Here is an 11,900-nt window from a genome sequence, read left to right on the forward strand (position 1 = left end):
TGGGTTATATTATGGCGTGTTGTTAATATTTTCTAATGATAAACATACTTAAACTAATATCAGACAATAGAGCTTGTATTTACTGTGCTTACTTAAATATTCGGTTTGCTAAGCTTTGTCTAAACCTAATTGGGTCCTTGCGAAGAGTTTCGTAAAAGGCAAGGAAGGTTAGATATTTAGCAGACGACATTAACCAGTTCGCTAATAACGGGAAAATAACAAAGCAGAGAAAAATCCAGGTTTTTTGGTGTTCAAGTACTAATAAAAACAGTAAGTAACAAATGAGTTGAAAATAGACGTTTATTTGATTGATTTTAACTGCTCGAGGTCTACCTCGTATAATTAATACATTTGGTATAACAATACTCAGGGTCATGATCACTATACTTGATGCGAAAAGGATACCATACTCTTCGTTTGTTAATTTACCGAATAGCGTTTCAATCGTAAGAAAAAGTAAAGGGCCGATAGCACCCGCACCAAACATAAGGAACATGATGACTGCAATACCAACGACAAACACGCCGATAGATAAGTCATGTTTCTCAAAAAAATTATCTGACATAGACTCTGAATTCCTTATAGCTGACTATTGTTAGGTTGTTGATTTTTCCACCGGTGCGCCTTATTGCTAAGGCTAAAGCTGGTACTTACTGTATCTTTACATTCTCGTAATATTAATCGAATGGGATATTAGTGGCATAAAGGAATCATAGGGAATATTCATGGTCTATAAAAACCACTTCGGCACCAATTGTATTTGGGGAAGCATCCAGAGCTTTGAATATTCGAGTGGTATTGAGTTCGTTCTGTCATCGCAGTGTGAGAAGTTTTTCTTTATTTGCTTGAAATGGAGAGCTTAGTAGGGCATTAGACATAATCATTTCCATTGATAATTTTAAAAATATCCTTATATGCGGCAACACAGTACTAAAATATTGAGCCAATTAATACGTTATTGTAGAAGTTGCTGAATAAAATTATAAGAAAACGGGAGCCGAAGCTCCCGTTGTTTATCTTGCCTTTGGCAAATGATGATTGGTGATGTTACTCGGCCAGTAATCCGCGGCTACGCAGTAGCGGCTCTATGCCGGCTTCTTTACCGCGGAAGTTTTTATACATCAGCATAGGATCATCGCTGCCGCCTTTCGACAGAATATTATTACGGAAGGAGTCCGCAGTGGCCTTGTCGAAAATGCCGTTTTCTTTAAAGGCTTCGAAAGCATCCGCGCCTAAAATATCCGACCACAGGTAGCTGTAGTAGCCTGCTGAATAACCACCCGCGAAAATATGCGAGAAGTAAGTGCTGCGATAGCGTGGGCTGATTTCTTCAATCAGTCCCATTGCCGCTAACGAGTCTGCTTCAAACTTGGCCGCATCCTTTGGCGTGGTGTCGGTTAATGTGTGCCAATCTAAATCGAGCTTAGTGGCCGCCATGTATTCAACGGTGGCAAAGCCTTGGTTGAACTTACTGGCCGCTTGGATTTTCTTCACTAGCTCTTGCGGGATCACTTCGCCGGTTTTGTAGTGCTTGGCAAATTGGGCTAACACTTCGGGCTGAGTCATCCAGTTTTCATTCACTTGCGATGGGAACTCAACGTAATCGCGAGGTACGGCGGTGCCACCCTGTGAGCGATATTCCACGTTCGATAACATGCCGTGTAGTGCGTGGCCAAATTCGTGGAATAGGGTGCTGGCTTCATCGAAGGTCAGCAGCGCTGGCTCATTGCCCGCTGGGCGAGGGTAGTTCAATACGTTAACAATAATAGGTTTAGAATCAACGCCATTCATATTGTATTGTTTGCGGAATGAATTCATCCAAGCGCCGCCACGTTTGCTGTCGCGGGTGAAATAGTCACCCATAAAGATGGCCATCAGCTTGCCGTCTTTATCGTAAACTTCCCAAGTACGGACTTCGGCATTGTATTTGGGTAAGTCGGTACGTTCTTTAAAGGTCAAACCGTACAAACGGTTAGCCGTGTAGAACACACCTTTTAGTGTACTGTCGAGAGAGAAATACGGGCGGGTTTGTTGCTCGTTAAAGCTGTACTTAGCGACACGAATTTTGTCAGCATAGTAATCCCAGTCCCACGCTTGCAGCTTAAATTTGCCACCTTGTGCGTCAATCATGGCTTGCATATCAGCCACTTCGGTTTTGGCTTGGGCCAATGCCGCTGGCCATACTTTGTTGAGCAAGCCGTAGACGTTTTCTGGCGTTTTAGCTGTGCGTTCTTCTAACACGAAATCCGCATGGGTTTTATAGCCCATCAGTTGAGCACGTTCAGCACGCAGGGCGGCAATCTTCGCGAGGATAATCTTGTTATCGTTGGCGTTATTGTTGTTACCGCGCTCGATATAGCCTTTATAGAGTTTTTCACGTAACTGGCGGTTATCGGCATAGGTTAAAAACGGCGTGATAGAAGGGCGAGACGTGGTAAATACCCACTTGCCTTCATGGCCACGTTTTTTCGCGGTTTCAAAGGCGGTTGCAACCACATCAGCGGGTAAGCCTGCGAGATCGGCTTTACTATCAACCACTAATTCGAAGGCATTGGTTTCGGCTAATAGATTGTCACCAAAGGCTAAATTGAGTTTACCGATTTCTTCGTTCAATGCGCGCAGTTTGGTTTTATCTTGCTCGCTTAAGTTAGCGCCGCCACGGGTGAAAGATTTATAGGTATCTTCCAGTAATTTGGCTTGGGCCGTGCTGAGTTTTAGGCTGTCTTTCGCGTCGTGAACGGCTTTGACTTTTTGAAACAGTTTGTCATTGAGCAATATATCGTCTTCGGCGGACGATAACATAGGCGACACTTCTTTGGAGAGTGCTTGCAATGCTGGCGTAGTATCGGCGCCTGTCAGGTTAAAGAAGACGTTAGAAACGCGGGTCACTAGATCGCCAGAAAACTCTATGGCTTCAATGGTATTGGCGAAGGTGGGTTTGGCTTTATTATCAACAATCGCTTGAATTTGTTCGTGTTGCTGAGCTACGCCCGCCTTAAAGGCTGGGAGGAAATGCTCTGGCTTGATGTTATCAAAGGCCGGAATTTCCATAAACGTATCATAGGGTTTGAAGAATGGATTGGTCGCATTCTGACTGATAATCTGCGCTGACACGGCATTGGGTGCTGCGTTGGCTTGAACACTGGCTTCGGGTTGTTGCGTGCTACAAGCGCCCAAAGTTAAGGCTAAAGCGATGGCACTTAGCGTGAGCTTAGCCGTGCGGGCTTGCGGTTTAAGGGTTAGTCCCTTCATTATTTGTTCCCCGTTAGGTCGATTATTGTTATGGGTGATTGTTTGATGATGGCCATGGATTTCAGCAAAAATTGAAGTCTACGCGCGGCTAAAACCATTAATTTATCTTAATGTGACTGTTTAACATGTATCGGACTAGGGGTTCCATCGATTTTGTGTTTAGTTTGTAACAAATGTTTTGTTTCAGGCTTTTAAGCAAAATAATATGGCAAACTGGCTGCGGATGATATCGCGTCTCGGTGCGCTTTCTTGGCAACATCATTGGTCAAGGCTGTAGTCGAAGATAATAGCCGCAAACACATCGCAGATGATTGGTGTAAGCCACACCTTGCACTAAACCAGCTTAATCCATTTTCAACCGTCTCTTGCAGTACGGTCCTAAAACACGAATAACAATAATAGGATCTTCTATGTCTCAATCTGGTATTCAACATGCTCGCGTGCGCCGAGCGTTATCCTTGGCATTACTGACTGCGTCCAGCTGGGTTATGCCGCAGTGTATTGCAGCGCCAGCAACAACAACGGCTCAAACAAACGTCCTCCAGTTAAGCCAAAATGCACTCAAGGTCGCCGATTATGCGGTCGCAAAATACGATGCGGCTATGGTGCAGAGTTTGACTCAGTTGGTGAGTTTTAATACCCAAGCGGTTGAAGGGCAAACGCCAGATACCAATCCCGCCTTTGTAGGCTTTAAGTCGAGTTTGAAACAACTCAGTCAGGAGCTCGGGTTAGATTATGCCGATCATGGCTATGTGGTGTTGATTGGCTTAGATACCAATTCGGCTGTAAACAATGAATCTAAAAAGTTAGGCATAGTCACCCACGGCGATGTGCAACCAGCTAATCCTGCCTTGTGGGCGCAGAGCCCTTATCTGCTTGATACTCAATCGGAACCTGGCAAACTGATTGGCCGCGGCACAGAGGACGACAAGGGCGCCATTGTCACTGCCATGTATGCGATGAAGGCGATTAAAGATAAACACATTAAGCGAGATAGACGCATTGAACTCTTGGTTTATCTTGCTGAAGAGTCCGACTGGGAACCACTGAAAACCTTTTTAGCCAGCTACACGCCAGCGGATATGAACATTACTATCGATGCCGAATACCCCGTGGTCACCGCCGAGAAAGGCTGGAGCAAGATTACCTTTACAGTGCCCAATATTACGATCTCCAATATAGAAGCTAAAGCAGAGGCTTCAACCCAAACTCCCACGTTAACGGCTTTCTCTGGCGGCTATTTTGCCAGCCAAGTACCGCAGCAGGCCGAGGCGGAAATTGAGGCGGTTTCACCCGCATTACTGACAAAGTTACAGACCAGAGCCGCCGCGCAGCAGGGGATGAAATATCGTTTTGAAAACCATTGCGTCGATAAACAGTGCAACTTGCATATCTTTGCCGACGGTAAAGCCGCCCATTCATCCACTCCTGAAGATGGAGTGAATGCTGTGACCCATTTGGCGGCATTGTTAAGTCCCGAATTGAATGATAAACCTTGGCCGAAAACTAGCGCCTCCTTAACTGTCGCCGCCATGAACGAGCTGGTGGGTTTAGGGATTTATGCTGAGCAGTTTGGTGACTTAGCTTATAAAGATGATTTTATGGGACCGCTGACCTTAGCCCCAACTGTGGTGGTGCAAACGCAAAAAGGCACAGAGGTGACCATTAACTTGCGTCGTCCAGTCGGTAAAACACCAGAGTTACTCGCTCAGCAAGCCCGTGAAGCCTTAGCTTTGTGGCAGGATAAACACCAAGTGCAGCTTGCTGATATCGAAAGTTATTGGGGTGAGCCTATGGTGATGAAAGATGCGCCGCAGCAACAAACCCTGCTCGACGTGTTTGCCCACTTCACTGGCATAGTCGACCCTAAGCCCGTTGCAATCGGCGGCTCAACCAACAGTAAATTATTCCCCAATGCGTTAAGTTTTGGCCCTGCCATGCCGGGCGTGGAATACACTGGCCATACCGAAAAAGAGTTCATCACCCATAAGCAATTTATGCTGAACCTACAAATGTACACCGCAGCATTTATCGAACTATCGGCGGTGAAATAGTGCTCTTTGTTAAAGTGATTGTGGAATGGCATAAAAGTGTAGGGGAGCAATAAAGTCTGCTATTAAGTATTAAGCCAAGCATTAAGGGTTAATAGAACAATGGCGGTTAAATCTTAGATTTCCGCCATTCCAACTCTAAATACTCAAAGGCAGAAAGGCTCAAAGCTAGTGAGTTATATCGTCAGTTGTGCTGCATGAATTGTCATTGTTTCCCCTGTGACACGCCATCTTTTTATTTAATAAGAAGTATCCCTGAGGGCTTTACTTAACATGCCGCCAACGGTCACTGTTGCAACAATGCTAATCCTCACTGCCCCTTTCGCTGTTCGTTTAGCTAAAAAGCTATTGCCCCAAAGCAAGACAACTGAGTTACGCAGCATTAATTGTCATTGTTTTCCCAGTGACACGCCGTAAACTCATCCCTGAGGGCTCGACGGCGACATCCATGTCGCCAACGGTAAAGAAAAATGGACATCCAGTCTTAATGGCATGGTAATTAACCTCCGACTATGCTTGGTTATGCATTTAACGAGGAGGTTTGTATGCCGCGCCCTCGCAGAACTCAGATAAGTGTTGAAGACACTCCATATTACCATTGCTGTAGCCGCGTTGTTCGGCGTGCGTTTTTGTGTGGCGATGATGCCTATTCGGGGAAAAACTATGACCATCGCCGTGGTTGGGTTGAGTCACTACTGTTTGAACTTGAAGCGGTTTTTGCTATTGATGTGGCAGCCTTTGCGGTAATGTCGAATCATCTGCATGTGGTGCTACGGGTCGATATCGACAGTGCAAATTGTTGGACTGACCGCGAAGTACTTGAGCAGTGGCATAAGCTGTTTAAAGGCGATGAATTAACGCAAAAATTCGCCAAAGGTGAGTTAGTTGAAGTTCACGAGGTCAACAGATTAAAGCATTCAATTGCCATTTATCGCAGTCGTTTATGTGATATCAGTTGGTTTATGCGCTGCCTCAACGAACCCATCGCAAGACAAGCGAATCAAGAAGATAACTGTACAGGTCGTTTCTGGGAAGGTCGCTTTAAATCGCAAGCCCTACTCGATGAAGCTGCGGTGTTAGCCTGTATGACTTACGTCGATTTAAATCCGATTAGAGCGCAACTGGCTGATACACCAGAACAATCCGACCATACCAGTATTCAACTACGTATTCGGGCTGCATTAAAAGGTGAGCAACCTAAAAATCTACTGCCTTTTATCAGTAATGAGCGCGACAACCAGCCCAATGGCATTGCGTTTTTATTATCGGATTACCTTGAATTGGTCGATGATACAGGTCGAATTATTCGAAGTGATAAACGTGGGGCAATCAGTATAAATAGCGCTAAGTTACTGGCAAGATTAAATATCCCACATGACAATTGGCTCAAGCTCACCACTGAGTTTGGCAAGCTATTTCATGGTCCGGTGGGTACGCTGCAAGCACTCACTGATTACTGCGAACATCTAGAAAAGCGACGACGGCACTTTGCGGCAAGCTGTCAGCACTTTCACAGCAACTAACTGTAATATTGCTTAACCAAACCAATCACTGCCCATGTGTTTTATTGGGTGGGTTAGCATGTCTTAAATACAATATTTTTAATGAGTTAGCTCATTTTTATGCCTTAGCTTTAGCCCTTCAACTTTTGATGACTCTCATTTAAGCAATTTTAGCTCGTACAAGTTGTAGACAAACCAAAAGTGCATTATGTTGATGATCTAAAATGGGTGGCAAGATTTTCACGCCACTGAGTTTGGCAAGCTATTTCATGGTCCGGTGGGTACGCTGCAAGCACTCACTGATTACTGCGAACATCTAGAAAAGCGACGACGGCACTTTGCGGCAAGCTGTCAGCACTTTCACAGCAACTAACTGTAATCCTGCTTAACCAAACCAATCACTGCCCATGTGTTTTATTGGGTGGGTTAGCATGTCTTAAATACACTATTTTTAATGAGTTAGCTCATTTTTATGCCTTAGCTTTAGCCCTTCAACTTTTGATGACTCTCATTTAAGCAATTTTAGCTCGTACAAGTTGTAGACAAACCAAAAGTGCATTATGTTGTTGATCTAAAATGGGTGGCCAGATTTTTTTAATGCTGTTCGTCGTAAATCCCCGCGTTGTATCACGGGGATAAATTCGACCAATCTAAAGCGTATGAGTCGCTCCATTCTTTTGTTTTGACCTACATCTCTTTGTCCAATGTGTCAACTTTTAGATTTAAAATGTGTAGGCGTTACGGCAATTATTCAAACAAAGCTCTCCCACTACTCAACATGTTGATATAATTCATTAAACATAACGGGTAATCATATATTATCGACACAAACTCACTGTTGGAAAATATATGAAAATCAATAAGGTAGAAATAGAGAACTTCCGTGGTATTACTGAAGCCGTAATCGACTTAAACAACTTTACCACTCTAGTTGGTCCAAACAATATTGGTAAATCAACAATCTTGGCGGCACTAAACCTAGTCTTAGACAACAAAAAGCCAAAAGCCGATGACTGGCCAAGTCAGAAGCAAACTGATGATGTTATGTCTATTACTTGTACATTCTCTGAACTTGAAGAGTGGGAGCGTAATAAGCCTGCTATATCTCAACTTTTAAATGGCGACCAATTAGTTTTAAAAATGGAAGCCACTTGGACAGAAGATACAGATGCGCCAAGCTGCAAGTACTTAGTGCATCACGCACCTACGACCACTCCTTTTACAGGTAAGAACATTTCCCAAGCGCGTGCTGATGAGCAACTGAATGCCATCCTAGTTGAACTTGAGGTAACATCGGCTGCTATATATAAAGAGCGAAAAAGTGAAATAGACCAATATATGGTCAATAATCATCCAGAAACTATTATTCGTGAATTAGATTGGCATGAGAAGACATTCGCAAACTCTCTTCAACAAGCAATACCTCACGTCATGTATGTACCTGCTAGCTTCAAGATTGAAGACGAGCTAAAAACGACTGGTACTTCCCCGTTTGCATACTTATTTAAAACCAAACTTTTTCCTAAAGTGAAATCTGATGAATCCTACACTCTTTATATTGAGAAGGCTCAGAAGCTACAAGAAAAGCTTAAAGGTCAGGCTGAAGATGGTACTGAAATTGATGGTCTATCAACTGCTTTGGAAGCTGTTTCTACTACCTTGAATGATATTTTGGACTTTGATACCAAGGTTAAACTTGCTGTTGGAGATATCGATATTGAACCATTATTCATGAAAGCTGCGACATTCTTGATTGATGAAGAGTTAGAAACTAGCCTTCAATATCAAGGCAGTGGTGTACAACGAGCACTCGCATTTGCAATGTTAGAAAGCAATGCCGCGACCGAAGCACAAGTCGATGGTGCTCAAAGAACAACGATTGTTTTGTATGAAGAACCGGAACTTTATATCCACCCTCACCTAATGCGTCGATTACGAGATACACTTCAAACAAGATCTGGTAGTCCACTATGGCAAGTAATTTGTTCGACCCACTCACCATTTCTAATTGATTTAGCAAATAGACCGGAGTCGATTAAATTAATTAAACGAGCTGACAACAATAGACGTATCGTTTCACAGTTACCAAACGAGCTGTTCGAGCAAAGTGCAGAATATGACGAAAAAGTCATGTTAAGGGCTGTCCTAGATTTTCATCCATCAGTCTGTGAAAGTCTATTCGCCAAACGAGTTGTTGTGGTTGAAGGCGACACCGAAGTTGCTGTGTTCTCTATGATTGGAGAGTTAGTCGAAGAACTGAACGTATTAGGCTCGAAACACAAAGATACAACGGTTGTTTCAGCAGGAGGTAAATGGACAATTACCGCTATAGTTAAAGTTCTAAAAGGGCTTGGGATAGACTACAAAGTAATCCATGACACGGACAGAAAAGGCCTCACTGATGCTGAACTTGCCGCGACAGGTAACCTACATCCTTTTAAAGCTAATGCGAAGATTGAGGAAATTGCTCTACGCGAAAATGTTTTCTTAGTACAAGACACATTTGAACACGTGTTATGGAATGTTGAGACTGACAACATCAAAGCTAGTAGCAAACCATTCCATTCATGGAAAAGGATAAGACAGTTCTTAGATGGTGACAATGATTTATCTGTTGAGAGTAAAGCCACTTTAAAAGAGATTATTGAGTTTGCTTTCTGTGACTAAGTTATAAAAGTGTAAGCCGAACATACTCGAAATAGGTTCGGCTTATTTCTCCTTGATATGACCAAAAAGGAGGACTGGTTAATTCCACAAGGAACGTCTCGTGCCCAGTCTGACAGTGGGCTTTTTCACTTTGCCATACCTCAAGTTATTCATGCTTTGCTAATGTTCAATTTTCCGAAACTCATTTCTGTCCAAAAGCGTGCTGGGTATCTCCTTCATACAGACAGGTTACATTAGTGCCAAAAAGGTGAGCCATGGTGATTTGCGAGACGACCGTCCGCCCCATGGACGGGGCGGTCGAGCATCCAAGGACGGACTAGCTGCGTGTCGGAGAGTGAATGCCATGGCAAGCCTATATGATTGGATACCAGCCAACGCTAAAATCCCAACGACTGAAATAACAGGTCACCCAGTACAGTTTGCCTAAACTATTAGGTCTAAAAGTCAGCTATGTTCAGTACGATTACTTGTTGCCACGCAATAAAAAGCCCTGCTATACAGTGATGTATAGCAGGGCTTTTTGATTGCGAGTCTGCATTCGCTGAGCGGAGGGACAAGCTGTACTCAGGGTTTATGACCTAGATCGAATAGGTCATATCTTCTTCTCATTTCCACTCATCTCTTTCACTAAAATCGGCATCATGGAGATGCTAGTAGCCGATGGCTTCGCTACCCGAGTGGCGTGGATCAGACGCGCCAAAAATTCCTTGTTCGGTCACCATGATTGATTGTGTACTGCCCATAGCGGACTGTACTTTCACTTTGTGGCCTTTGGCTTCGAGCAGGGAAATGGTATCGCGGTTTAAGCTGGATTCGACTCGCAGTTCATCGGGCAGCCATTGATGGTGCACCCGCGCCGCATTACTGGCTTCGGCGATGTTTAATCCATGGTCGATCACATTCATGATGATCTGCAGTGTGGTGGTGATAATGCGTGAACCGCCAGGGCTGCCAGTGACGAGGAAGGGCTTGCCATCCTTCATCACTATTGTTGGGCTCATGGAGCTCAATGGGCGCTTATTGCCTTCGACCGAATTGGCATCACCGCCAACTAAACCGTAGCCGTTTGGCACGCCGGGTTTGGCCGAGAAATCATCCATCTCGTTATTGAGCAAAATGCCAGTACCCTTGGCCACTAAACCTGAGCCGTAGCTGAAGTTTAAGGTGTAAGTGTTTGAAACTGCATTGCCCCATTTATCCACTACCGAGAAGTGAGTGGTTTGGTCGCTCTCATAGGGCGCGAGTTTACCTGGCTTGATTTCGGCGCTGGGCGTTGTTTTATTCATCGCGATTTGGCTGGCGATTTTTTGGGCGTAGTCTTTACTGGTTAAGGCTTTGACGGGCACCTTATAAAAGTCGGGGTCGCCTAAGTATTCGCTGCGATCGCTATAGGCATGCTTCATGGTTTCTGCCATCAGATGAATCGTCTGCGCCGTATTGTGGCCGAGTTTATCAATCGGGAATTGTTGCAACACATTAAGCATTTCTATGATGTGCACGCCGCCCGATGATGGCGGTGGCATAGACACAACCTCGTAGCCACGGTATTCGCCACGTACGGGTTCACGTTCCACAACCTTATAATTTTTAAGGTCGTCTAAGGTCATAATGCCGCCAGCGTCTTTCACCGCATTGATGAGTTTAGTGGCGGTTTCACCTTCGTAGAATCCTTTGGTGCCTTTTTCAGCGATCAGACTTAATGAATGGGCAAGCTCAGGTTGTTTAAGAATATCATCAACTTGATAATCGCTGCCGTCGGCTTTGTAGAAGATAGCGGCTGTGGTTGGCCATTGGGTCATGCGGCGTTTTAGACCTGCAAGGGATTGGGCAAGATCTGGCGTCACGCTAATGCCTTCCTGCGCCATTTTAATTGCAGGAGCAGTGACTTGTGCGAGTGTCATAGTGCCATATTTTTCAAGGGCTAAGCTCATGCCCATGACTGTACCTGGGACACCTACAGCAAGGCCGTGTTCGCGGCTCAGCTTCTCAACTGCATCGCCATTCTCGTCGAGGAAAATGTCTTTCTTGGCTTTAGATGGCGCCATTTCACGGTAATCGATTGCTATGGTTTTGTTTTCTTTGGCAATATGTACCAACATAAAACCGCCGCCACCGATATTGCCGGCACGTGGTAAGGTAACTGCCAAACTAAAAGCCACGGCCACGGCCGCATCAACGGCATTGCCCCCTTGTTTTAGGATCTCAACGCCGGTGCGACTGGCGAGTGTTTCTTGGCTGGCAACCATGCCATGCTTGGCCCACACAGGTTGTGCTGTGGCCATCTGGCTGAAAATTGACGATTCTTCGGCAAGCAGACTGGGTGATGATAGTAGGGGAAGCGCCATGGCAATGGCGAGAATAAGAGGTCTAAAAGGTCTTGTTGGACGCATACTCAATCCTGAATTTATTTTCATTATGGCTATGCAAT

General features: G+C 44.7%; 6 protein-coding genes and 1 pseudogene. 4 read left to right on the plus strand and 3 right to left on the minus strand.

Features of this window, described 5'->3' with window-relative positions; translation table 11 throughout:
• Positions 1-88: 88 nt before the first annotated feature.
• On the minus strand, positions 89-565 hold the full coding sequence (locus tag Q4Q46_RS12385) for a hypothetical protein (protein ID WP_311906078.1): 477 nt from the start codon (positions 563-565) through the stop codon (positions 89-91).
• Between the two features lie 482 nt (positions 566-1,047).
• Positions 1,048-3,252, minus strand: a complete 2,205-nt coding sequence (locus tag Q4Q46_RS12390) for a M3 family metallopeptidase (RefSeq protein WP_311906079.1) — start codon at positions 3,250-3,252, stop codon at positions 1,048-1,050.
• A 410-nt stretch (positions 3,253-3,662) separates the two neighbouring features.
• On the opposite strand from Q4Q46_RS12390, the gene Q4Q46_RS12395 reads away from it, so the two are divergent.
• From Q4Q46_RS12395 to Q4Q46_RS12410, 4 genes and pseudogenes are all read left to right on the plus strand, one after another.
• The gene (locus Q4Q46_RS12395; RefSeq protein WP_311906080.1) at positions 3,663-5,306 is read left to right on the plus strand and encodes a dipeptidase; all 1,644 of its coding nucleotides are present in this window, start codon (positions 3,663-3,665) and stop codon (positions 5,304-5,306) included.
• Positions 5,307-5,848: 542 nt separating this feature from the next.
• The gene (locus Q4Q46_RS12400) at positions 5,849-6,826 is read left to right on the plus strand and encodes a transposase (RefSeq protein WP_311906081.1); all 978 of its coding nucleotides are present in this window, start codon (positions 5,849-5,851) and stop codon (positions 6,824-6,826) included.
• Positions 6,827-7,052: 226 nt separating this feature from the next.
• Positions 7,053-7,178: pseudogene (locus Q4Q46_RS12405) on the plus strand (transposase); the annotation flags it as partial.
• Positions 7,179-7,654: 476 nt separating this feature from the next.
• Entirely contained in the window at positions 7,655-9,472 is a 1,818-nt protein-coding gene (locus Q4Q46_RS12410) for an ATP-dependent nuclease (protein ID WP_311906082.1), read from the plus strand.
• A gap of 650 nt (positions 9,473-10,122) precedes the next feature.
• On the opposite strand, the gene ggt is transcribed toward Q4Q46_RS12410, so the two are convergent.
• The gene (ggt, locus tag Q4Q46_RS12415; RefSeq protein ID WP_311906083.1) at positions 10,123-11,862 is read right to left on the minus strand and encodes a gamma-glutamyltransferase; all 1,740 of its coding nucleotides are present in this window, start codon (positions 11,860-11,862) and stop codon (positions 10,123-10,125) included.
• Between the last annotated feature and the right edge of the window lie 38 nt (positions 11,863-11,900).

The organism is Shewanella vaxholmensis (genome assembly GCF_031932135.1).
In the GTDB taxonomy this organism is placed as follows: Bacteria; Pseudomonadota; Gammaproteobacteria; order Enterobacterales; family Shewanellaceae; genus Shewanella; species Shewanella hafniensis.